The sequence below is a fragment of the Sporosarcina sp. Marseille-Q4063 genome, assembly GCF_018309085.1.
Classification (GTDB): Bacteria; Bacillota; Bacilli; order Bacillales_A; family Planococcaceae; genus Sporosarcina.
On sequence record NZ_CP070502.1, the window covers coordinates 884,791 to 908,139 of the forward strand.

The 23,349-nt window shown below is 38.8% G+C and carries 24 protein-coding genes and 1 riboswitch; of the genes, 3 read left to right on the forward strand and 21 right to left on the reverse strand.

Going from position 1 to position 23,349, the window contains the following annotated elements; genetic code table 11:
* Positions 1 to 194: 194 nt before the first annotated feature.
* The 6 genes from JSQ81_RS04510 to JSQ81_RS04535 form a co-directional block, all read right to left on the reverse strand.
* Positions 195 to 770: a YusW family protein gene (locus JSQ81_RS04510; RefSeq protein ID WP_212606534.1), complete on the reverse strand. Its 576-nt coding sequence runs from the start codon at positions 768 to 770 to the stop codon at positions 195 to 197.
* 117 nt (positions 771 to 887) lie between these two features.
* A complete protein-coding gene (locus tag JSQ81_RS04515) occupies positions 888 to 2,915 on the reverse strand; it encodes a penicillin-binding transpeptidase domain-containing protein (RefSeq protein ID WP_249336633.1) in 2,028 nt (675 codons plus the stop codon).
* 146 nt (positions 2,916 to 3,061) lie between these two features.
* Positions 3,062 to 4,126, reverse strand: a complete 1,065-nt coding sequence (rlmN, locus tag JSQ81_RS04520; protein ID WP_212606535.1) for a dual-specificity RNA methyltransferase RlmN — start codon at positions 4,124 to 4,126, stop codon at positions 3,062 to 3,064.
* A 283-nt stretch (positions 4,127 to 4,409) separates the two neighbouring features.
* Positions 4,410 to 5,792 carry an aspartate aminotransferase family protein gene (locus JSQ81_RS04525; RefSeq protein WP_212606536.1) on the reverse strand — a complete coding sequence of 461 codons (1,383 nt, stop codon included), beginning with the start codon at positions 5,790 to 5,792 and terminating at the stop codon, positions 4,410 to 4,412.
* A 68-nt stretch (positions 5,793 to 5,860) separates the two neighbouring features.
* On the reverse strand, positions 5,861 to 7,825 hold the full coding sequence (locus JSQ81_RS04530) for a TRAP transporter permease (protein WP_212606537.1): 1,965 nt from the start codon (positions 7,823 to 7,825) through the stop codon (positions 5,861 to 5,863).
* A gap of 40 nt (positions 7,826 to 7,865) precedes the next feature.
* Positions 7,866 to 8,867, reverse strand: coding sequence for a TAXI family TRAP transporter solute-binding subunit (locus JSQ81_RS04535; RefSeq protein WP_249336634.1), 1,002 nt, complete (start codon positions 8,865 to 8,867; stop codon positions 7,866 to 7,868).
* A gap of 373 nt (positions 8,868 to 9,240) precedes the next feature.
* On the opposite strand from JSQ81_RS04535, the gene JSQ81_RS04540 reads away from it, so the two are divergent.
* Both JSQ81_RS04540 and JSQ81_RS04545 read left to right on the forward strand, forming a co-directional pair.
* Positions 9,241 to 9,558, forward strand: coding sequence for a YflT domain-containing protein (locus JSQ81_RS04540; RefSeq protein ID WP_212606538.1), 318 nt, complete (start codon positions 9,241 to 9,243; stop codon positions 9,556 to 9,558).
* A 126-nt stretch (positions 9,559 to 9,684) separates the two neighbouring features.
* Complete coding sequence (locus tag JSQ81_RS04545; protein WP_212606539.1) at positions 9,685 to 10,062, forward strand: hypothetical protein; 378 nt, start codon at positions 9,685 to 9,687, stop codon at positions 10,060 to 10,062.
* 51 nt (positions 10,063 to 10,113) lie between these two features.
* Here the strand turns inward: JSQ81_RS04545 and JSQ81_RS04550 are convergent, their stop codons facing one another.
* The 9 genes from JSQ81_RS04550 to hisZ form a co-directional block, all read right to left on the reverse strand.
* Positions 10,114 to 10,287, reverse strand: coding sequence for a hypothetical protein (locus JSQ81_RS04550; protein WP_212606540.1), 174 nt, complete (start codon positions 10,285 to 10,287; stop codon positions 10,114 to 10,116).
* Between the two features lie 59 nt (positions 10,288 to 10,346).
* Positions 10,347 to 10,892 carry a hypothetical protein gene (locus JSQ81_RS04555; RefSeq protein ID WP_212606541.1) on the reverse strand — a complete coding sequence of 182 codons (546 nt, stop codon included), beginning with the start codon at positions 10,890 to 10,892 and terminating at the stop codon, positions 10,347 to 10,349.
* A 108-nt stretch (positions 10,893 to 11,000) separates the two neighbouring features.
* On the reverse strand, positions 11,001 to 11,618 hold the full coding sequence (hisIE, locus tag JSQ81_RS04560) for a bifunctional phosphoribosyl-AMP cyclohydrolase/phosphoribosyl-ATP diphosphatase HisIE (protein ID WP_212606542.1): 618 nt from the start codon (positions 11,616 to 11,618) through the stop codon (positions 11,001 to 11,003).
* A gap of 13 nt (positions 11,619 to 11,631) precedes the next feature.
* Positions 11,632 to 12,375: an imidazole glycerol phosphate synthase subunit HisF gene (gene hisF / locus JSQ81_RS04565; RefSeq protein WP_212606543.1), complete on the reverse strand. Its 744-nt coding sequence runs from the start codon at positions 12,373 to 12,375 to the stop codon at positions 11,632 to 11,634.
* Positions 12,365 to 13,087 (reverse strand): 1-(5-phosphoribosyl)-5-[(5-phosphoribosylamino)methylideneamino]imidazole-4-carboxamide isomerase, encoded by a 723-nt coding sequence (hisA, locus tag JSQ81_RS04570; protein WP_212606544.1) that lies wholly within the window; start codon positions 13,085 to 13,087, stop codon positions 12,365 to 12,367. Before hisA ends, hisF begins: the two co-directional genes overlap by 11 nt.
* 281 nt (positions 13,088 to 13,368) lie before the next feature.
* The gene (gene hisB, locus JSQ81_RS04575) at positions 13,369 to 13,953 is read right to left on the reverse strand and encodes an imidazoleglycerol-phosphate dehydratase HisB (protein WP_212606545.1); all 585 of its coding nucleotides are present in this window, start codon (positions 13,951 to 13,953) and stop codon (positions 13,369 to 13,371) included.
* Positions 13,954 to 15,234 carry a histidinol dehydrogenase gene (gene hisD, locus JSQ81_RS04580; RefSeq protein ID WP_212606546.1) on the reverse strand — a complete coding sequence of 427 codons (1,281 nt, stop codon included), beginning with the start codon at positions 15,232 to 15,234 and terminating at the stop codon, positions 13,954 to 13,956.
* Positions 15,235 to 15,239: 5 nt separating this feature from the next.
* Positions 15,240 to 15,866 (reverse strand): ATP phosphoribosyltransferase, encoded by a 627-nt coding sequence (hisG, locus tag JSQ81_RS04585; protein ID WP_212606547.1) that lies wholly within the window; start codon positions 15,864 to 15,866, stop codon positions 15,240 to 15,242.
* Positions 15,867 to 17,105 (reverse strand): ATP phosphoribosyltransferase regulatory subunit, encoded by a 1,239-nt coding sequence (gene hisZ, locus JSQ81_RS04590; RefSeq protein WP_212606548.1) that lies wholly within the window; start codon positions 17,103 to 17,105, stop codon positions 15,867 to 15,869. It lies immediately after the preceding gene.
* A 108-nt stretch (positions 17,106 to 17,213) separates the two neighbouring features.
* Between hisZ and JSQ81_RS04595 the strand changes: the two genes are divergently transcribed.
* Complete coding sequence (locus tag JSQ81_RS04595; protein WP_212606549.1) at positions 17,214 to 18,008, forward strand: histidinol-phosphatase HisJ family protein; 795 nt, start codon at positions 17,214 to 17,216, stop codon at positions 18,006 to 18,008.
* An 82-nt stretch (positions 18,009 to 18,090) separates the two neighbouring features.
* Here JSQ81_RS04595 and JSQ81_RS04600 read toward each other — a convergent pair whose 3' ends face one another.
* From JSQ81_RS04600 to JSQ81_RS04625, 6 genes are all read right to left on the reverse strand, one after another.
* Positions 18,091 to 18,600 (reverse strand): YfiT family bacillithiol transferase, encoded by a 510-nt coding sequence (locus JSQ81_RS04600; protein ID WP_212607546.1) that lies wholly within the window; start codon positions 18,598 to 18,600, stop codon positions 18,091 to 18,093.
* 96 nt (positions 18,601 to 18,696) lie between these two features.
* Positions 18,697 to 18,909 (reverse strand): DUF6366 family protein, encoded by a 213-nt coding sequence (locus JSQ81_RS04605; protein WP_212606550.1) that lies wholly within the window; start codon positions 18,907 to 18,909, stop codon positions 18,697 to 18,699.
* A 539-nt stretch (positions 18,910 to 19,448) separates the two neighbouring features.
* Positions 19,449 to 20,819 carry an LLM class flavin-dependent oxidoreductase gene (locus JSQ81_RS04610; protein ID WP_212606551.1) on the reverse strand — a complete coding sequence of 457 codons (1,371 nt, stop codon included), beginning with the start codon at positions 20,817 to 20,819 and terminating at the stop codon, positions 19,449 to 19,451.
* A gap of 22 nt (positions 20,820 to 20,841) precedes the next feature.
* Positions 20,842 to 21,405 (reverse strand): NADPH-dependent FMN reductase, encoded by a 564-nt coding sequence (ssuE, locus tag JSQ81_RS04615; protein WP_212606552.1) that lies wholly within the window; start codon positions 21,403 to 21,405, stop codon positions 20,842 to 20,844.
* A gap of 103 nt (positions 21,406 to 21,508) precedes the next feature.
* Positions 21,509 to 21,613, reverse strand: a riboswitch (SAM riboswitch).
* 138 nt (positions 21,614 to 21,751) lie between these two features.
* Positions 21,752 to 22,900: a mannitol-1-phosphate 5-dehydrogenase gene (locus JSQ81_RS04620; RefSeq protein WP_212606553.1), complete on the reverse strand. Its 1,149-nt coding sequence runs from the start codon at positions 22,898 to 22,900 to the stop codon at positions 21,752 to 21,754.
* Between the two features lies 1 nt (position 22,901).
* Positions 22,902 to 23,339: a PTS mannitol transporter subunit IIA gene (locus JSQ81_RS04625; protein WP_212606554.1), complete on the reverse strand. Its 438-nt coding sequence runs from the start codon at positions 23,337 to 23,339 to the stop codon at positions 22,902 to 22,904.
* Positions 23,340 to 23,349 lie beyond the last annotated feature (10 nt).

The following is a 23,349-nucleotide window of genomic DNA, read 5'->3' on the forward strand; positions in this document are numbered from 1 at the left end:
TGTATGTATATTTATACGAATGGATGAATAATTAACATCTTACTATACATTCAAGAAAAAAGAAAGGGAATTATTCAAATAATCTTCCCGTAGGAAATAATAAATTAATTTTCCCGCAGGAAATCATATAAAAATAATTTTCGACCACACAAAAAACTGCCTATCCCCAAAGATGGGTGATAAGCAGTCCCTTTTTACTTTTTATCTTCAAATTCGATTTTTGTTCCATCTTTAAACTTGATTTCCACTTCGAATTTACTGTAATCATTATTCATATTAAAAACTTCGAGTATTTCCTTAATGGCTTCTTCTTTACCTGTCTCTTGGTTAATCGTCAAACTTTCCACTAACGGGTAAAGTTCATTAAAAGCCTCAGTTCCATTTTTCTCTACCCCATTTATTGAATCCTCAATTTTCGCTTCGACCGTGTTATTCATGTTTTTTTCAAGTTCTGCTTCATATTCATCTTGATTTCCATATTCGATTTCAAGGCTAAATTCTTCATAATCAAGTTCATCCATTTTGGCAAGTTCATCTTCATCACCAGCATTTGTTTCATTTGTGTTTGTTCCAGTATTTTCGTCCGTATCATCTGTTCCATCCGTTCCATCAGTTCCTGCATTTCCATCAGTTCCATTTGTTACATCATCGTTAGTATCTTCAACAGTTTGTTTATCTTGTGTTTGATTATCGTCTTTCTTAGTAGTTCCACAAGCCACAATAACTAATGATAGTGCTAACAATGCGATAAAAAGAGTTATTTTCTTCATTTTATCTACCTCCTCTGTACTTGTTGTTCCCACTTCGGCTTACTTTTACACATTAAACTCAAAAAAAAGCAGCAAATTCTCATCGTTAAAATGGAATTTACTACTTAACTGTTCTTCTTATTTTGACATTACTTTGGCAACTTTTTTTACGACATGTGTACTACCGCCCTGATCTTCTACGCCTTCAATCATCATTGCAATAATATAAGACATGTCATCTGTCGGGTAAGCGACAAAGAAACCATTTTCTTTACCTGATTCGTCTTGTGACGATTTTAGTTCTGCTGTACCCGTTTTGCCCGAAATTTTAATTGAAGGAAGATTAGCGTCTTTAGCAGAACCATCAACTACGACGTCCCTTAAATCCGTTCGCAGTATTGCCGCATTTTCAGGAGAAATAAGTCCCTCTTTCCATACTTCACTTTTTGGCTCATCGGCAAATAGAATCGGTTTGAACATCTTCCCATCATTGATAATTGGTGCATAACTTGAGGCTAAATGGACGATATTCATTAACATTTGACCTTGTCCAAATGATGTATCTGCAAGCTGTCCTTCAGATGCAATCTTTCCATCATTGGAGATTTGTGACTTGCGAAGTGGATAGCTGAAAGGAATTTCTTCGCCAAAGCCGAAATTAGTGAAGCCCTCAAGGAATTTGTCTCTTCCCATGGCCAATGCTTCCATTGCAAAATAGATATTATCTGAGTAAACAAGCGCTTTTTGCAAATCGACTGGATTTGGTGGACTGTATAATCTCGATACTTTGAAATTTCCCCAAGAGCTATCCTTTTGCCATTTATTATCGTTTATTGTATGTCCTTTTCCAGGTTCAAGCGTCCCAGCCGCCAAACCAATTGCTGCTGTAACAGGTTTTATAGCAGATCCAGGTGCATAGGTTGCCGCAAATCTATTTAGCATCGGCTGATTAGGATCCTCGGTCAATTCGTTATAACGGGTTGCACTGACACCTATCGCAAATTCATTTGGATCAAATGCGGGCGAACTTGCCAAAACGAGTGTTTCTCCTGTTTTCGGATCGATGACTGCAGCGGTTCCCGGTTCATGGTTCATTGCTTCAAACGTAGCCTTTTGCAGGTCCGCATCAATCGTTAATGTAATTTTTTCCCCGTCTACTGCAGGCTTTTCGGCAATTGTAATCCTTTCGCCATTATGGTCCGTTTTTTCTATATAAATTATAACGCCGTCTTCTCCGCGAAGCCGTTCCTCTAGGAGTTGTTCTAATCCGCGCTTACCAACAAGGTCTGACTCTGTGTATCCCTCATCTTTGAGCTTTTCTAATTCATCCGCATTAATACGACCAACATAGCCGATCAGATGAGATAATGCATGAACGTATGGATATTCTCTTAGTTCGGCTTTACGCGATAATATACCAGGTATTTGTTTTGCTTCATCGTAAATTGCTTCTTGTGTGAATGCTAAGTTCTTTATGGGAACGAATTGATCCGGTTTAACCCAGCTTTGGTTTAATTGCTTTACGATAAAGTCGGAAGTTGTTCCGAGCAATTTGGCCAGTTTTTCTGCGTCCGCATCTACATCAAATTGTTCAGGCACAATACCTACTTCAATACCGGAACCGTTTATCGCAATTGCTCTATCATTTCTATCAAAGATTTCCCCGCGATTGGATCGAATCGTCGAAACGCCAACTTTGTCCTGTTTCATCAAATCTGGGAGTATAAATGATGGATCCCATTCGATATACCAGTTATCTACCTCATCACGCACTTCGTTTTTCAAAACAACATTCTTTTCAAACTCTATAGTACCTGCGATTGTTTCCATTTTAATCTGAACGGGGTACGTATAACTTTCTTCCTTATTAAAAACCTCTTCCTCTTTTTCGGGTTTGACTTCAGGCTTTTCAAATTCAATTACGACGTCCTTGATTCCCAAATCCTTATATAGTAATTCGGTTCGGTCAACGAACTGTTCCTTGCCAAATGCCTCTTTGGAAACTTCTACAAGATAATCATCGTACATTTTATTGAATTCAGCCTTACTCCATAAATCGACATACTCCCCTAATCTATCAATCGGCGTAATTTCTTTTTCTTCTTTTTTCGTGCAAGCCGATAATAATAAAATCAGAGATAGGAAAATGATAACTCGCATCTTCATAAAACTTACCTCCTTTTACCCTTCTATCTATATGATAACAAAGTATTAGATTTAGTCCTACTTCAATTGTTCACAAAAATAAGATTTATGATAATGAAAAACCGATACTCAAGTTTTTACTTATACTTGATGTATCGGTTAGTGAATTAAACAGCTTTTGTTTTTTTAATTTGTTTACTTCTTAATTGACCGCAAGCCGCATCGATATCGGTTCCTTGTTCATGACGGACACCGCAATTTATTCCTGCATTCTTTAATGTTTCGTAGAATGACTTAATCGCTTCCGGCGTACTTCGACTATATTGTCCATGTTCATCAACTGGATTATAAGGAATCAAGTTCACATAGGACAAATGACGTTTATTGGACAGCAATCTTGCCAGTTGTTTCGCTTCTTCAACATGATCATTGACATCATTCAATAAAATATATTCGAATGTGATTCGACGATTTGTCGTTTCCAAGTAATAATCAATCGATGCCATTAATTTATCAATCGGGAATGCACGGTTGATCTTCATGATGCTTGTACGAAGCTCATCATTCGGCGCATGCAATGAAACAGCCAAATTCACTTGTAGATTTTCATCCGCAAAGTCTCTAATTTTATGTGCTAGTCCACTTGTTGAAACGGTAATATGACGCGCGCCAATTCCAAGACCTTTTTGCGCATTTACAACACGCAAGAAATCCATCAAGTTCGTGTAATTATCGAAAGGTTCGCCAATCCCCATAACGACAATATGACTGACACGTTCATTTAACTCTTTTGCATCAAGATGTTGTTGTACTTTCATAATCTGCTCGACAATTTCACCGCCAACTAAATCGCGGCTTTTTTTGAGCAGCCCACTGGCACAGAAACTACAGCCAATATTACAACCGACTTGTGTTGTGACACAAACTGAATAACCATATGGAAATTTCATCAAAACCGTTTCGATCAAGTTACCATCCTGCATTTTAAATAAGAACTTAATCGTTCCGTCAGCAGACTCCTGCTTGACAGTCTGTTCCAATGTTTGAATGACGAAATGCTCTTCCAATTGCTCGATGCATTCTTTATTTATGTTTTTCATATCACTAAAATTAGTTACACGTTTTTTATAAAGCCAGTCCCAGATTTGTTCAGCACGAAATCGTTTTTGACCGTGTTCAATTAACCATTCAGATAACTGCTCTGGTGTTAAACCATAAATTGATTTTTTCATTTCTTTGCCTCATTTCAAAAAATACAATCCATTCATTATACTACTTTATTACTGAAATTGGAACAAGTTTTTTTACCTAGTGTGTTTTGGGGGTGAGAAGCGTACTTCATGCGACCGAGGAAGGAGTTCGAATGCTAATACGCGGAATTCTAATACCCGGGAAATGATTTCATCTAAAGCGCGGAATTTGTGCAACTAAGGGAGGATTTCGAGCGCGGCCAGACATAATAAAACGGATTATTTACGGTACGTTTAAATCACACCATAAATAATCCGTTATCAATTAAAATAATCGATTCAAAGTCGTTTCATATGCCTCAAGCGTTCGATCAATTTCCCTTTCACCATGAACGGTTGATAAACTATAGCGATTGAGCGGTTTTGTGTACACACCTAGCGATAATAAATGATAATCGATTTCTTTTCGCAAGCCGAAATTGGACTGCTGTAAATCGCGGTAATTCCGGATTTGTTCCCTATCTGTTAGAACTATATTGAATATAGATCCCAACCCAATCGTTTGCGAATCAATTCCTTTTGAAGCGAATAATTGGTTGATTCCTATTTTTAATTTCTCCGTCATGGTAAAAACATGCTGTATTTCATCTTCCAATAAATCAATGGTAGCAAGTCCTGCAGCCAGTATCGTTGGATGGCCATTATACGTGCCGCTATGGAATAGGACATCTTGGGCACTTGAACCTTTACTCTGACTATTATCAAAAACATCCGATGCCGCGGACGGTACGCTAATTTCCATGACTTCTTTTGTTCCGCCAACAATGCCGAATGGAAAACCGCCGCCGACCACTTTTCCCAATGTCGTGATATCTGGTTTGATTCCGTACAGTTCTTGAGCTCCTCCTAGACTAACGCGGAAACCCGTTTTAACTTCGTCAAAAATTAGCAGAATCCCTAATTCGGTTGTTAATTTTCGTAACTCTTCCATAAAGTTCTTTTCCGCAGGAATGAATCCGCCTTGAATCGGCTCTATGATTACGGCTGCAATTTCACCTTTCTCAATCATTAGAATTTCTCGTGTTGCTTCCAGATCATTAAATGGTAAAATAATCGTGTGTTCCAAATGATGAGGATCTACACCTTTAGATTCGAATATTGCAATTGGATTATTAGCAGGGCCTGCTACATTTACGGGTGGATTAATACTTAATAATACTTGATCAAACCCGCCGTGGTAATGACCTTCGAATTTAGCGATTTTATATTTCCCTGTATACGCATAGGCCAGACGAATCGAAAGCAATGTTGCTTCAGTACCAGAATTTGTATAGCGTATTTTTTCCATACTCGGATATAGCTGTTGGATTTTCTGCCCCATTTTCACTTCTAAACGATGCGGTGTACCGAACAATAAAGTTCCATCTTCTGAAATTTGTTCTTGAATCGCTTTCAATACCTTCGGATGACCATGCCCTGTCATCAATGCACCATAAGACAGAAGATAATCTACGTATTCATTTCCATCAATGTCTGTCAGATAAACACCCGATCCTTTTGCCATAACTGTCGGATACGGTTCGAAAAACTTAATATTTGCGGTTACGCCGCCTGGCATGACTTTCTTAGAGGACTTTGAAAATTCAAGTGATTTAGGCGTTTTACCAATATACGCTTCCATTCCTGATAACACTCCACTTTGATTCATATAACGATCCTCCAATCGTTTATTTTTGACGAAGAAAAAGCTAACCCACCATGGATTAGCTTCACATCTTAAACGGTTATGGCACTCGATTCTAATTGGTCTTTAGCTTCATCAGGTCTTCTTGATTGGATAAACCAAATTGCAGCTAGTAAAACGAATCCAATTGCACTGGTCATCAATTCAGGAACAATTAACATTAGACCCCCGCCAAATAAAGCGACTCGTTCCCAGATTCTTGAACTTCGTGCAAAGTAACCAATAACTGCACTACTCACACCTATCATGCCTAAAATTGCTGTTGTTACAGCAAGTAATAATTTAAGCGGCGTCGCATCGACAAGTACCAGAATTGGATTGTAGATAAATATATATGGGATAATGAACGCCGCAATGGCTAATTTAACAGCGGTGACCCCAGTTTTAAATGGATTTCCTTTCGCAATTCCAGCTCCCGCATATGCCGCTAAACAAACAGGCGGCGTAATGTCTGCAACAATTCCAAAATAGAAAACAAACATATGCGCAGCTAGCGGCGCGACCGCAAACTCATTAATAAGCACAGGCGCTGCAATCGTCGCTGTTACTACGTAATTTGCTGTCGTTGGAAGACCCATGCCAAGAACGATACATGCAATCATCGTGAAGAATAGCGCAAAGATAAGATGTCCGCTAGATAATGCAATAACCCCTGCTGCAAATTTAGAGCCTAACCCAGTAATACTAACAACTCCTGCTATGACTCCCGCAGTTGCAACAGCTGCAATGACTGGAAGCGCAACTCTCGCGCCTTGTTCCAATACATTAACAATTTCGCGGATATTCATTCGTGATTCTTTTCGCACATAGGCCACCAGAAAAGCCGAAAGAATTCCGTATAACGCCGCACGTTGTGGCGTATACCCAATCATGATTGTTCCAATGATAACGACTAATGGAATCAGCATATAGCCGTTTTTTATCATTAAATCCTTGAATATAGGTAATTTATCTTTTGGCATTCCATATATTTTAAGTCTTTTCGCTTCAAAATGTGTTCCGATAAATATACCTGTGAAATAAAGGATTGCCGGCACGAGCGCTGCCAACATGATCGTTGCGTAAGAAACGCCCAAATACTCCATCATGATAAAAGCCGCGGCCCCCATCATCGGCGGCATTATTTGACCGCCTGTTGATGCAGAAGCTTCGGTAGCACCCGCAAATTCTGGCGTAAAGCCTGCTTTCTTCATCATTGGAATAGTAAATGATCCAGATGCAACTGTGTTCCCTACTGAACTACCAGAGACTGTTCCTTGTAGTGCACTCGCTACAACTGCCGCCTTCGCTGTTCCACCGGTATAACGGCCAGTCAATGCAAAAGCGATATCATTAAAGAACTTGCCAATAGGGGTGTGAACTAATATAACCCCGAAAAATAAAAAGAGATAAATAAACTTTGCTGAAATTTGAATCGGTGTTCCAAAAACACCACTTTCTTGGAACCAGAGATTCGGTGCTAGTCGTTCAACCGAAAATCCAGGATGCGATAAAATTTGCGTTGGAATATAATTTCCAAAAACAGCATACAAAATAGCCGTACTCGCCACGATTACAATTGGCAACCCGACAGTCCTTCTCGTCGCTTCAAGGACGAGAAGGATGCCTAGGATTGAAATAAAGACATCGGGCATGCTATAGCCCGAGATTCGACTTTGTAAAATAGAATCAAAGAAAATTATTTTATGGTACGCCACATACATCGCGGTAAAGGCGAGGATGAGGTCATACCAAGGAACGGTTTTCTGCGTGTTCATCCAGGCTTTTTTGGCTGGATATAAGAGAAAAACAATTCCGAGTGCCGTGCCTAGATGAATGGCACCTTGTTTCTGCGTTGGAAGTGTTCCCGAATACCCTGTGTACAAATGAAAGATTGTTAACGCGACGCCGAGAAATGTTACGACCCACGCCCATTTTCCAATTTGAGTACGAAATTGATTTTCCTTATCATACTTTTCAAGGATTGCTTGTGCATCGACTTGCTGATCATTTTTCATGTCGCGTATCCCCTCTCATTTCAAATGGTAATTGTTACAATTACTTTAAATCATCAAAGCTAGTGATTTTAGTTTTTTCTCTAGTGACAATTTGGATGACCTCTGGATAAATATGTCCAATGAATGCTGCATTTTTCACTTCATTGTCCTTGAAATCCGCCTCGCCGTTTAGCGCTTGCCCAGCAGGTACATGAACTGCCATTCCTAAGTCCATATGCCCGTCACGAATACTTGCCAAGTTTTCCACCGAAGCACCTGTTTCTGTATTCGTCACATTAATACCGTCTACATGTTTATTCCAAATACTAGCCATTTCTCCGCCAAGTGGATAATACGTTCCACCTTGACTTCCTGTTCCCAGGATAAGTTCGGACTTTCGGTCACTTTCATTTGCCGTTAGCTCAGCGACTTCATTGTCGACAGTTAAGCCTTGTTCTTCATAATATCTTTTAGCGCCAGGATGGATTAATAACCCTTCAGCACCGCGAAGCGCATTTTCAAGCGTCATTTGTTTAGCTTGATCATGTGTATTTTCACTTGCATTTTCAACCATGATTTTCGCTAATTGATAGCCAAGCTCTTCATCAATGGTATCTGTGTTCCCCATTAGAATTGCGTAAGCGGTTACAGTTTCAACATCTTCCGTCAAGAAATCATACGTATCCTTTGGAATAGTCAGTCGTCTGTACCCTGAATTTTCCTCGATGTACTTAATTGCTTCGTCAGAAAGGCTTAGCATTTTCACATCTTTGGCAGAAGCTTGTAAACTTTCGATACTACCCGCCGGCAATCCTAGAATCCCAATGGAAACATCGATATTTCCATCTTGAACGCCGTCTGCTGCATCTCCAAATCCTTCTTGGAATTTGTTGTAATCTTCGTCTTCAATACCATAAGCTTCTAAAATCAGTTTCGATACGTTATTCGTTTCACTCGCTGGTGGCCCAATTGCGATATTCTTGCCTCCACCGCTACATGCTGAAAGAACAACAAGTAAACCAATGACTAGAAATAATAAGGCGCGCATTTTCGTCTTTTTCAACTGAATTCCCCCTTGTAGTATATTTCCTACAACTCCAGTAAGCTTGTACTCGTGGAGATAATCCTGATCAATTGTAAGTGCCCACCGAAAGATAGTAGCTTATTATAGATTATACTATTAAACTATTTAAATACAACGACTTTTCCATATAATCTGACTAGACACTGTTGAAAAGAAGCAAACTTTCCTTTAACTAAGGGATTCTTCTATTTAACATGTGTTTTTATATTTTTTATTCCTTTACTATATGAAATCATTAAGCTTTATATAGGAAATCCGATTCATTTATAGGTAGGCATTTCCATGATTGTTTAAAGACAGCGAAATGGAGGTATATAAGAAGTAAGAAATAAATTTGGAGGGAATATTAGATATGAAATCTATCGTAGAAAATGCAGTTCAAGCAAAAGCAGAAGTCGAGAAATTGGAGATGCAAGGCTATTCTCGAGATGACATTTACATCTTTGCACACTATAAGGAAAGAGAAGAAGATATTTCCGATGCATTAGACACAGAAGAAGTCGGCATGAAGGAACAAGGATTTCTGGATAGCATGAAAAACTTAGTTTCTTCTCGCGGCGATGAATTGCGTAGTAAAATGGAAGCTGCCGGTTTAACAGCCGAAGAAGCATCAGATGCTGAGAAAGAATTGGATCACGGAAAACTTGTTGTGATTGCAAAAAGAGATTAAATATTACTCACATCCGCCCCACTCCTAAACGAGTGGGGTTTTTGTCATTTTATCGAGCTTTTCATACATTATTGTGTAAATGTCTTCAATAATTCGGTATCATAGACTAGAAGGTGGGTGTGAGTCTTGGAAAATAACTTTGGAAAAATCGGCGTGGTTGCTGGCCTGTCAACTTTTGTTTTATTAATCGTCGGGATTCGAAACGTATTGGGTCAACCGATTGAAATATTAAACTTTGTTGCTTTTTCCGTTTTCGGATTAATTATTGGAATTATTGTGGCATCAATATTATTTTACAAATTAAAAATCGCATTTTATATGTTCAGTTCTTTTCTATTGATTGCTCTTTTAGAAATGTTTCGAAGCTTCATAGTGAATGCGAATGGACAAGGCGATTTAATTGGTATCCTATCCCTATTTATCATTACGTCGTTTGGACTTGGCCTTTCGTTAATTGTCCAATTCATTGTCATTTTACTGAATAAAAAAAAGAACGCAAACTAAAAATCTCACGCATCGAAACGGTTGTACTCGTTTCGATGCCTGAGATTTTTCTTATGATGCATTATTATTTTGATTATTTTTATGTTTTAAGACTGCCATGACCAAATTAAATATAGCTAAAATCGCGAATAAAATTGCAAATCCATATTGTCCGTTTTCATATCGATTATACGCAAAATAACCCATAAACAAAGCTAATCCAATATCTAAAAATTTTGACCCCAAAGTTCATAACCTCCTCAAGCCTAAAAGCATTTACTATATTTAGTATACATGATTTAGTTTTAGTCCACGCCTATATATTCAACATTGGCCATGCTACGGATACCACCGCTCAGTTCTTTTACATGACCAGTTTCGGTTAACTTCATGCTGTTACCATCGATAAAGATGAATTCAAATTTTGGAAAACCGTCGCCAGGTATACGATCATAATAAAACGCTTTTTCTATTTCATCCCAATTATAGGTGTGCTTTTCTTTTGAAAAAAGAGTTCTATATGAAATTGATTCATTTGATAAGACCGTGTAGGTTGATGATGCAAGATAGAATGAAACAACACTTGCTAGTACAAAAATAATGCTTAAAATAATTGAATTCTTTTTTAAATCTAAAAAGAAGAGAATTGCTGAGGCCAACAGTAAGAATATAAAAGCAATAATATAAGCTACATACCCCTCCCCTGGTACAATGACACCCCAATTATTGGGGGAATAGTACAAGGTATCTGCAACAGCCGATGGTATTATCAAAAGGAGTATAGGAGATATAAGCAGGATGACGATTGCAATTGCCATAAATACATGTCTTGTCTCATAAACCCTTCCCAATTTTTATCACCCCTCTATACCATATATTCTAATAGATCTTCTGATATGTAAATAGGAAAACTAAAACCACTTACATGATTTTGGCCATGTAAGTGGTTTTAGTTAAGATTATCTGCGCCTTTTCAATAATTCATTTTTAATATCTGATAAGCTAACATCCGAAATTTCCATTAGCACAAGCGAATGATAGAGTAGGTCAGCAAGTTCACTAGTTAATTCGGCTTTATCTTCATTTTTAGCACCGATAATTACCTCGCTCGATTCTTCACCGACTTTTTTGAGCACTTTATCGATTCCTTCCCGGAAAAGATAGGATGTGTATGATTCTTCTATCGGATTTGCTCGGCGATTTTTAATTTCGGCGATGACTTCGTGCACGATTTCGCGGTTTGAAGTTTCAACTTCAAAGCTCGTTTTATAAAAACAAGATTTCTTGCCGGTGTGACAAGCAGGTCCCAACGGTTCGACTTGAACAAGAACCGCATCGCTATCGCAATCAAACGAAAGTTGCTTCACGATTTGACGGTTACCGGATGTTGCGCCTTTATTCCATAATTCTTGTCGTGAACGGCTGAAGAACCATGTTTCTTTTGTTTCTATCGTTTTCGTTAATGCTTCTTCATTCATATAGGCTAACATTAAAACCTTTCCGGTTCGGCTATCTTGTACGACAGCGGGAATGAGCCCTTTTTCATCGAATGAAATCGATTCAATTTCTATCGTCATTGTCCATCAGTCCTCACTCGTTAGTTTTCAAATAGTCTTTTAAAGTACGGATATTGATTTCATTGTAATGAAAAACAGAAGCTGCCAATGCCGCATCCGCTTTTCCTTCTGTCAAAACTTTATCGAAGTCTTCCATCTTCCCTGCACCGCCGCTTGCCACAATGGGAATACTAACTGCATCGGCGATTGTACGATTAAGTTCCAGATCATAGCCTTCCTTCTCGCCGTCCCCATCGATACTATTAACAACCAGTTCACCTGCACCTAGTTGCTCACCTTCTATTGCCCACTCTATGGCATCTAGAGCCGTATCTACCCTTCCGCCTTTACTAAATACATTCCATTTCGAGGGACCGACTCTCTTTACGTCCATCGATAAGATAACCCGTTCAGAGCCAAATTCGTTTGCAGCGTCTTCTATAAATTGAGGGTTTTCAAGTGCTGAACTATTAATAGATACTTTGTCCGTTCCGACGTCCAATAAATTTTGTATATCTTCGAGCGTTCGAATCCCTCCGCCGACGATGAATGGAATAGGAACTTCTTTCGCGATTGTGGCAATCGTTTCTAAAAATAATGGTCGATTATCGGTGGAAGCTGTAATATCATAAAATACAAGTTCATCCGCACCGTCTGCCACATATTTCTTTGCTAAATCAATTGGATCTGCAACTTCTCGAATGTTTTCAAACTTCCGGCCTTTGACGACTTTGCCTTTATCAACATCTAAACATGGAATAATTCGTTTACTCTTCATTCCCGTTTCCCCCCAGAAGTTCGTCTAACGTCACAGTACCCTCATAAAGTGCTTTCCCCATGATTGCTCCATATAGATCCATCTCTTTTAACAGTTCAAAATCATTTTTGGTAGTAACTCCGCCCGAAGCAATAATATCAATGGATGATGCTTCATTAATTACTTTTAGTTCCTGAAAGTTTGGTCCTTGCATCATACCGTCTTTTAAAATATCAGTATAAACGACTGTTTTTACACCGATTTCAGCTAGATCTTTTATTAAGTCGGTTGCTAATGTATTGCTTGTCTCGGTCCAACCATCTGTAGCGACCAATCCTTTGCGTGCATCAATCGAAACGGCGATTTGATCACCGTATTTTTTAACTGCCTCTTCCAGAAAAGAACGATTTGTAATTGCCGCTGTCCCAATAATAATTCGACTGACACCATTTTCTATATGCTCATCTATGATTCCCATTGATCGAATTCCGCCGCCAACTTGGATTGGAATTGAAACAGCTTTTGCAATTTCTTGGATTGCGAGTCGATTTGAAGAATCACCTGTTTTTGCACCGTCCAGATCAACAATATGTATGTACTCCGCCCCTTGTTTCTGCCATTCTAGCGCCATTTTAGTCGGTGAATCACCGTAAATAACTTCTTGATTATAATCACCTTGTATTAAACGAACACACTTCCCATTTCGTATATCAATTGCAGGAAAAAGAATCACGTACAATCGCCTTCTTTCGGATTAATAATAATAAAATCAATTTTATATTACCTAAAGCAATACTGTTTCATGTTCAATCACCAAGTTCTTAATATGCTTGCACTCTGGTAGGGTTTGCTTGCATTCAATGATGATTTGCTTGCAGACCAGCCGTGTTTCCTTGCACTTATCAACCATTTGCTGGCACTCAAACGATTTTGCTTGCAAGTCGGGACTATTCACCTAGCGTCATATAACTTAATTTCCTGGATGCGTCCGCCTTGAACGGAAATTCACACTACTTACAACAATCCTTTTGTCGATGGAATCCCTTTAACATCGGGATTGATCTTACTAGCTGCACTTAACGCACGGCCAAACGCTTTAAATATCGATTCAATAATATGGTGCGTATTTTTTCCATACTGTAAATTAATATGTAACGTCACTTTTGCATGGCTAACGAACGCCTGGAAAAACTCTTCGACTAATTCAGTATCGAATTCCCCCACTTTGTCTTTTAACCCTTCAACATTGTAGACGAAAAATGGACGCCCGCTAATATCAATCGACACTGTCGACAAGGCTTCATCCATCGGAATCGTCACATTCGCATACCTGTCAATTCCTTCCTTCGTTCCAATACTCTCATTAAATGCCTGTCCTAATACGATGCCGATATCTTCGACTGTGTGATGTTGGTCAACCTCAATATCGCCGTCACACTTAACTTTCAAATCAAATAAACCATGCTTCGTAAATAAAGTCAGCATATGATCAAAAAATCCAACACCAGTTTGAATTTTTGTTTCCCCACTACCATCGATTGAAAAATCTAATTCAATCGATGTTTCTGCTGTTTCTCTTGAAATTGATGCACTACGCATTTATTTGTCCGCCTTTCGAATCGCAATTGAATTTGCATGGGCCGATAACCCTTCTGCATTTGCTAAAGTGATAATATCATCCGCAACATCCAGTAATGCTTTCTCGGAATAATGAATGATACTTGATCGTTTAATGAAGTCATACACGCCAAGCGGCGATGAAAAAGTCGATGTTCCACTTGTCGGCAATGTGTGATTTGGACCTGCTATATAATCACCTAATGCTTCTGGTGAGTGGTTCCCTAGGAAAATCGCACCTGCATTATCAATGAATTGCATTTGTTCCATCGGATTCGCAACCATTAGCTGTAAATGTTCAGGCGCTAATTTATTTACCAAATCAAATGCTTCATTTAATGAATCAACTAATACAATCCGTCCATTTTCAGCAATCGACTCTTCAATAATAGTTTTCCGTTCTAATATAGCCGTTTGTTTCTTTACTTCTTCGCATAATTCTTCAGTAAATGATTGACTTGTCGTAATACAAACTGCAGTTGCCTGTTCATCATGCTCCGCTTGCGACAATAGATCAGCAGCCACAAATCGTGGAACAGCGGTTTCATCCGCAACAACGCAAATTTCACTTGGACCGGCAATCATATCAATCGCCACATCTCCGAACACCCACTTTTTCGCACGTGCAACGTATGCATTACCAGGTCCGACAATCTTCGCAACTTTTTGTACCGTCTCCGTTCCATATGCCAATGCCGCAATTGCCTGTGCTCCGCCAACTTTATAAATCGTCTTAATCCCGACTTCAGCTGCAGCAACAAGAACATGCGGATTGATTTTCCCATCTTTCCCGGCAGGCGTCGTGACTGCAATCTTTTTGACACCCGCTATTTTTGCAGGAATCGCATTCATCAAAACAGTTGAAGGGTACGTTGCCTTACCACCTGGCACATAGATTCCTACACTAGCGAGGGGTGTAATTTTTTGTCCAAGTAATATGCCGCTTTCTTTCGTTGTAAACCAAGACTTTTCAGTTTGTTCTTCATGGAATGCTTTTATATTTTTATGAGCTTTCTTGATTGCGCGAATAAAATCCCCATTGACAAGCGTTCTCGCTTCAATTATTTCTTCTTCTGACACGAGCAAATCATCTAGCATTACATTGTCGAATTTAGCCGTAAATTCTTTCAGTGCCGCATCGCCTTTTTCCCGGACTTCTTCAATGATGTTCAGTACAGTTCGATCTAATTCTTCATTATTTCGGCTTGTTGTACTGCTATATTCCAATTCTGCATTATATTGTTCGCCAGTAAGTATCTTCAAATCCATCACTCCAATACTGCTTTTACCTTTGTAATAAACTGTTCAATTTGGTTCGTTTTTGTAGCAAAACTCGCTTTATTCACAATGAGCCTTGCACTAATATCGACAATTTTGTCCAATACGACTAGCCCATTTTCTTTCAATGTTGTTCCCGTTTCTACAATATCGACAATCACTTCGGATAAACCGATTAGCGGCGCCAATTCGATGGAACCGTTTAGCTTTATCGTTTCAACTCGAATCCCTTTTCGATCAAAAAATGCTTTTGTAATAAGAGGATACTTCGTCGCGACTGTTAAAGGAGCCCCGTTTTGAAGCTTTTGTGTCGGAAACCCCGCAACGACGACTTGGCATTTCCCAAGGTTAAGATCCACCATTTCATAGACATCAGGCTGCACTTCCATAATCGTGTCTTTTCCGATAACCCCAATATCCGCAGCACCTTTTTCAACATATGTAGTTAAATCTGCAGTTTTCACAAAGATTAACTTAATCGTTTTTGTTTCATCATAAATGACTAGTTTCCGACTTTTATTATGATAATCTGGAAAGTTCAGTCCTGCTTTTTCGAGTAGTTTCATTGCCTGTTTTGACGTACGTCCAGTCGCAATGGCTAATGTTAGATAATCCACTTACATTGCTCCTTTCGCACCATTCAATAACTTAATTAATTCATTTAAGGATTGGAATGAAGTTTGTTCTTCCCGATACTTAAATACATTATTTTTAGATGAAATCGTTAATTGATAAATACTATTTTGTACATTCGATAATGCTTTTTCTATCGGATAAGATAGAACTGTATAGTTTCGCTCACGTAATTCATTGGCGATTCGAATGGATTCTTTTAAATTTTCATCATCGTAAAGTATTTTAATATCAATCGGTGTTCTTGGTGAGACTGTATCGGTTGTTAAAGCTGTTACGAGTGACTCTACTTCACAAGCAAAACCTATTGCCGGTAAGTCCGCGCCGAATTCATCGCCTAACTGGTTGTAGCGGCCTCCCATTAAGACCGGCTTTCCAAATTTCTCGACAAACCCTTGGAAAATAACGTCCGAATAATAACCCATGTGATTGATAAGCCCTAAATCCAGAACGATATTATTTTCCAAACCGTATAATTTAAGAATTTCATAGACAGTTAAAAGATAGTCTAGCGTTTCGTCCATTTTTACCGTTTGGACTATATTCCGTGCTCTTTCGCTCACATCCGCGGGATTTCCATATAACAAAGGAATTTTAATAAGCGCTTCAATGACGTCTTCCCTTATATCAAAATTACGAAGGAAAGGTTCGATCTCTACAATGTTTTTTGCCTGAATTAAACTTTTAAGTTGGCCCACATCATGATCAGCTAAATTAATCATTTGGATTAATTCAGTAAAAAAACCAGCGTGACCCATTTCGATTTTAATCTCACTGAAACCTAAATCTTTTAAGGTATGGCAAGCAAGCGCGATTACTTCCGCATCTGCTTCAGGAGATGTTTCACAAAAATACTCTACGCCTGCTTGAGTCCCTTCAATGCTGCCATCTTCAAATGATGGTTGTCTGAAAACGTCTTGTACATAGTAGTAACGTAAATCATTTGGTAGTTTTGGATAGTTGTCTGCTAGTTGTTTTGTAATTGGAACAGTTACATCCGGTCGAAGGACAGCAACTTCACCCGTTCGATCGATTATTTTAATCATTTCTTTTTTATTGATGGAACTTTTCACTTGCGAATACAGATCGTATTGTTCAAACATCGGTGTTTTAATTCGTTCATAGCCATATGTTTTAAAACGTTTATTGATCGTTTTAATCGTACGTTCATACTTTTGATAGTCTTTGACATTTTGGTCATTCATTCTATAATCATTATACAATCGTAATTTTCACACCTTTCCGTCGAACACTTTACCACTTTACTAGAGTGAAGTTGTTTATTACTATAGTATATGAAATACTGATTGTCAACACGAGGAGGAATTTTAATGTTTGATTACCATATGCATAGCCATTTTTCTGCCGACTGCTCTACCTCAATGGAAGAAATGGTCGTTGGTTCCATTGAAAAAGGTCTGAAAGAAATTTGTTTTACTGAACATATCGATTATGAGTATCCAGATGAAACCATCGTTTTCGATCTCGATTTACGTGAATACAGCGATACGATTACGAGTTTGCAAAAGAAATACGATGGACAAATTCTTTTGAAAAAAGGAATCGAAATTGGCGTACAGCCTCACTTACTACATAAATATGAAACTTTAATGGACAATGAAGCATTCGATTTTGTCATTTGTTCGATGCATACGACCGAAAAGAAAAGTTTGCATTACGGGGAAATTTTTGAAGGACGCACCATTGAAGAAGCCTATAAAATCTATTATGATGAACTGTTTGACTGTGTAAAAAACTTTAAAGGATTTAATGTGTTAGGACATGTCGATCTTGTCAAACGCTATTCAAAAGAACAGCCATCCGCACGTTTCCATGATGAATTATCGGCCATTTTCAATGAAATTATTCCTGCAGGGAAAGGCATCGAGTTAAATACATCGGGTGTTCGTTATGGACTGCCACACGCTATGCCGAGCGATGACGTATTAAAGCTATATAAACAATGCGGTGGTGAAATCATTACACTAGGTTCAGATGCACACCGCGTGAAGGAAATCGCATTTGATTTCAAAGAATCTTTGGAGTTGCTGCAATCAGTTGGATTTAACTATATTGCAACATTTGATCAACAACAACCGACATTTCGTGCGATTGACGAATTATAAAAACTGCCAAATTCCTTCTTATTTTTAGCAGGAATTTGGCTTTTGTTCTTTGACAATGGCTTACCTATTCATACATATTGTATTATTTTGATAATGCGATTTTTATATGGGCTAAATGGTGTTCTTCGTGCCAAGCTAATTTTGCAACTTTTGTAGCAACTAATATTTCACCGTTTTCCTGATGAGTAAAAGTTCGATTCAATTGTTCTTCAGTTAAACTATCTCCTAAAGATACGATGCGCTCATTTATACCTTCTAGCATTTTAATAGAACTTTCTATGGGAAGCTTGGTATCCGGTTGAATCGCCCACTTGTCTTGATCAAAAGCTGGTACTGTTGGATTCTCATCTGTTAAAGCCAGCTTCAAACGTTGATACATATTCAACTGTGAATCCGCAATGTGATGAACAAGTTGACGAACTGTCCAGCTACCATCACGATAGGTTTTGCTTAACTCCTCATCACCTAATGGGTCAACAGTTTCCCTTAATCGAAACGTGTAAGTTTCGATTTTCTTCAGCCACGCTTGAATGTTATCTAATGTAACTTTTTCAGGTACATATAATTGCCCAATTGGGTATCTTAAATCCATTTTCAATCCCCTTCCCCTTATTCGTTATATTTAATTTATTTATTATTACATATATTGTTTCAAAGTTATCTTTATATTTCAACATAAGTGAATCCATTATAGAAACAGTTTATATAAAATATACCCAACTATTAATACAACAATCACTATCCCCATGCCTTTCCAGCCCATACCGCTTGCTAAGTCAGTTAGATTCCCGCTACTTCCCCTATTTACTGCATCACGTAGAGAACCAGTGGGATTGTTTTTTAGTTCCTTTTGTCTTAGTCGTTCTCTTCTGTCTTCAGGCGTTTCTTTGTGATTATTCAAACTAAGCCCCCCATAAAAATATTTTCATGATACTATCAAATTACCAGATATATCTATACATTCACACCTTTTTGGACATTTCTAAATTCTTTCATTGTTTTTCGTTACGGATTTTAGATTGCTGCGTCTAAGTAGAAATTGCGGGGTGAAATGGATGTCTTGTGAAAAGTGGTTTGACGACTATGCAGAAACGATATATAAGATAATACCGTGTTCATCTTAGTCGATCAATGGTGGAGAGGTATAGATAGTCGTGATTATGGGCCATTACCAATTGAAAAAATTGAAGGTATTGTAATTGGATATGAAGAATAGAAAATGTATGTCGTGGTCCTTTTTACTCTAATTATTCTAACGTACCTATTCGCGAAAGAAGCTACTACTGACCTTATCGCGTAGCTGCTCCTTTTTCATTTGTAGGGTCCCCCCCACGGGAAAGCGTCTGCCCAACACGAAAACAGCTTATACAGAGAAAAACCGAGGACTTGAGCAAAAGTCCTCGGTAATATATTTTAATCATTCACCTTCCAGCACAGTGATTAAACTAAAACAGCTTCCGGAATAACACCTTTACGAACTTGTTTTGCTGGGTGTTCATCTGCGAGTTGGTCTCTACCAAATAAATTATTCCGGAACGTTCCATCCTCATACTCACGGCGGACTAGTCCCCGCTCTTGTAGAACCGGAACAACAAGCTCTACAAAATCTTCAAATGAACCAGGTGTAATTGAATAGACAATATTAAACCCATCAATATCCGCATAGTCCATCCATTCTTCGAGCGTATCAGCAATCTGCTCTGGATCACCGACGATTAATTCTCCGAGTCCGCCAAGGGCCACTTTTTCAGCTATCTCATGGACTGTCATCCCTGCAAAACCTTGTAAAATAGATCGCATTGCATCATTTTCAATGTACTCGACTTTTTGGTTTGGGTCTAGTTCATCTAAATTGATACCCGTCCAGCCGCCTACCAAGGCAAGCGCCGCTTCATGACTAATATACTGCTTATAATCCTCAAGTTTTGCTACGGCTTCTTCAGTTGTCGGTGCCACAATTGGCGTTACCGTTGTAATCACCTTTACATCATCGGCACTTCTCCCCGAATCCACTATGTCCTTGCGGAACTTCAAAACAATGTCTTTCGTTTTCTCGAGTGAAGGTGAGGATACAAACACTAATTCTGCATGATCGGCCGCAAACTTGCGACCTCGCGAAGACGCTCCTGCTTGGAAAATAACAGGCGTTCGCTGCGGAGAAGGCTCACATATATGATTGCCCGGTACTTGATAGTATTTGCCATCATGATTTATATCATGGACTTTAGAAGGGTCAGTATAAATCCCTTTTTCTTTATCAACGACGACCGCATCGTCTTCCCAGCTTGCTTCCCATAATTTATAAACAACTTCCATATATTCGTCCGCTTTCTCGTAACGTTCGTCATGTGATGTTTGTTGATCGAGCCCGATATTTTTCGCGGCACTATTCAAATAAGAAGTTACGATATTCCATCCGATTCTTCCTTTCGTTAAATGGTCGAGTGTCGACATTTTCCGTGCAAACGTGTATGGATGGTCATAGGTTGTAGAGGCAGTTAGTCCAAAACCAAGATGTTTTGTGACGGATGCCATAACTGGAATCACAAAAGCCGGGTCGTTTACAGGCACTTGCATACCATTAATAATTGCTGGATCTCTCGAATCCTTGTAGACATCATAAACGCCTAATACATCTGCCAAAAACACGCCATCAAATCGGCCTTTTTCTAATATTTTTGCAAGATGTGTCCAGTATTCAATATCTTTGTATCCGGGCGTATTATCGTCTGGATGCCTCCATAATGCGTGTGATTGGAATCCAGCCGTACTCATTTCAAAGGCATTTAAATACATTCTTTTTTTCGACATTGTCTTTTCCTCCTAATAGTTATCACCTAAAGTTTCCGACTAATTGTGATGCGCGTTGCTTTTCTACAATTGCATTGAGCAATTCCTCAAGTTGGCTTTGTAACCGAAATTCGCAATCGGTTTCTTTTATTGGGTTTCCACTACCTTCTTTATCAATTGAAGAATCCTCGAAATAAACACCTTGCGTAGAAACACCTTTTAAATTATGAATAATTGGTTTCAATGAAAATTCAATCGCCAGTAAATGTGCAATACTACCTCCGACCATAAATGGCAAAACAGGTTTATCCCGAAATGCGTTTTCCGGTAACAAATCGAGGAGTGCTTTAAGTACGCCCGTGTACGAAGCCTTGTACACTGGGGAACCGATAATAATTCCGTCCGCATTTTCAACTAGTTCAATGACATTTCGAATCACCGGGCTGTTGAAACGTGCATAAACCAAATCTTTCGGTGGCAAATCAGGAACATCAATATAATCAACTGCAATGCCTTTCTTTTTTAATATGGATTCTACATAACGCAGAACAAGATCCGTACGTGACGGTGCCAATGGACTTCCAGAAATAACAACAATTCTACTCATCATGTCGCCTTCTCTCTGTGTTTTTTGTGATATTTCATAAAAATGAATATAAAAAATCCCCCTTTTCGATAGAAAAGAGGGTTGAATAAATACTATTCCATTGCTCTTATCTTCCAAGGGGTTACCCTTGCTGGAATTAGCACCTTCCTGCAATGCAGAGGTTGCTGAAGCTTCAACGGGCCAGTCCCTTAGCTTCTCTTGATAAGTTTATTAAGTTGTTAGAACAATCATAATACAGTCGACTTTTAATGTCAAGAGCTTAAACATATTAAACCGATTGGAATTTAATTAATAATTTCCATGCAAAAAGCCGAAAGAGTATGGCCTCTTCCGGCTAAAAACTTTTTTAACCAAGCTTGTTATATTGAACTTCAATTGCTGCAAATAGAGCCGATTCTGGTTTCAAGCCAGTCAACTTTTCAATTGCAACTTCGATTCCTTCTCCCTGAATCGAAGTTTGAATTTCCACAGCATCAGGATCTTCTGCAAAATCATAACGGAATGCAGCTGCAATCGCTGACACTAAATTCTCAGGAACTTCATTAAACAAATCATAATACTGCTGTGCAGGGCCGATGAATCGATCATTCGATTGCAATTTTCGCACTGGGGAACGCCCTACCCTTGTCGTCTCGTCAGTAATAAATGGATTTGCAAAACGTCCGATGATTTTTTGTATATAGAGGTTATGCTCCTCTTCATCGAATTGATATTTCTCTACAAGAAGTCTGCCTGTTTCTTGCAAGACCTTCTCTGTAGTTGCTTTTACATCTTCATTGGCTAATGCTTCATGAATGTAATCTATATTCGCTTGATAGCCCAAATACGCTGCAGTCGCATGTCCAGTATTCACTGTGAATAGCTTTCTCTCAATGAAAGGCTCTAAGTTTTCTACAAAAGTAATTCCTTCAACAGGTGGATTTTCTCCAATAATCTCGGCTGTTTCTACAACCCACTCATAAAATGGTTCTACTTTAACGAGTAACTTGTCTTCATTTACTTCATTTGGCACGATACGATCTACCGCTGCATTCGGAAAACTGAATCGCTGATCAAATATAGTTTTTTCATCTTCACTTAAATGTTCGTAAACCTTCTCTTTCAGAAATGCACTGCCGCCAATCATATTCTCGCAAGCAATGATTGTTAATGGCGTATCTGTGTGAGTTAAGCGTTGCTGCAGTCCCTTAGCCAGAAGATCCGCTATATGCGGCAAGATATTCGGTCCAACCGCCGCAGTGACAAGGTCAGCCTTCCCAACCGCTTCAATCACTAGCTCAGGATTCACCGCGCTATTAATGGCGCGGACATTTTTCACAATTGATTCATCATGCGTCACATTGGCAAGTTGAACAGTATACGCTTGCTTTTTGTTTATCAAGTCGACAATTTCACTGTTCACATCGATAAAGCACGTCTCATATCCTGATTGATACAATAAGCTTCCGATAAAACCTCTTCCTATATTTCCCGCGCCGAAATGCACTGCTTGCATATTAGTTAACCCCTTCAAAGAAAGAAAGAACTTCCTCTTCTGTTGAAGCACTTACGATTTTCTCAACATTTTCTTCTTCTGAAACAACGATTGCGATGTTAGATAAGATTTCTAAATGCTCATCGCCTTTTCCAGCAATTCCAATAATCAGTTTTACAATATTCCCGTCGCCAAAGTCAACACCTTCTGGTACTTGGATAATCGCGAGTCCAGAGTTCTTCACTTCTGTTTTTGCATCGTCCGTGCCATGCGGAATCGCAACAAAATTCCCCATAAATGTAGAAGCCATTTCTTCGCGCTCAAGCATTTTCTCGATATATGCTGGCTCCACGTATCCTCTATCGACAAGTATCTGGCCCGTAAAACGAATCGCTTCTTCTTTGTCCGTTAGCACCTTTTTTAAAACGATATTTTCTGCTGATAAAATTGATAATGACATGACAAACACT